The sequence below is a fragment of the Mycobacterium kyogaense genome, from assembly GCF_003254575.1.
In the GTDB taxonomy this organism is placed as follows: Bacteria; Actinomycetota; Actinomycetes; order Mycobacteriales; family Mycobacteriaceae; genus Mycobacterium; species Mycobacterium kyogaense.
This window is the reverse complement of the sequence record NZ_QJUA01000121.1, coordinates 1-446: the sequence shown is the minus strand read 5'-3', so window position 1 is coordinate 446 and position 446 is coordinate 1. Positions and strand designations below refer to the sequence as shown.

At 54.7% G+C, this 446-nt stretch carries 1 protein-coding gene; it reads left to right on the top strand.

From position 1 onward, the window contains the following. A partial coding sequence (locus DMB80_RS27840) for a PhoH family protein (protein ID WP_111512759.1) occupies nucleotides 1–446 on the top strand: 446 nt, incomplete at both ends.

Below are 446 nucleotides of genomic sequence, written 5' to 3'. Positions count from 1 at the left end.
AAGCAGTGATCAAAGCTCGTCGCGAGGCAAAACGTGTGCTGAGACGGGATTCGCGCAGCCATAAGCAGCGTGAAGAAGAATCGGTCACCTCGCTTGTGCAGATGGGCGGCGTAGAAGCCATTGGTATGGCCCGCGACAGTCGCGATACTTCGCCCATCCTCGCGCGAAATGAAGCGCAATTGCACTATCTGAAGGCTATTGAGAGTAAGCAGCTGATATTCGCCACGGGCGAAGCCGGGTGCGGAAAAACCTGGATCAGCGCAGCAAAAGCGGCAGAGGCCCTGATACATAAGGATGTCGACAGGATTATCGTCACCCGTCCAGTTCTGCAAGCCGATGAAGATCTTGGCTTCTTACCTGGAGATATCGCAGAAAAGTTTGCTCCCTATTTTCGCCCGGTCTACGACGTGCTGGTCCGGCGCTTAGGGGCTTCCTTTATGCAGTAC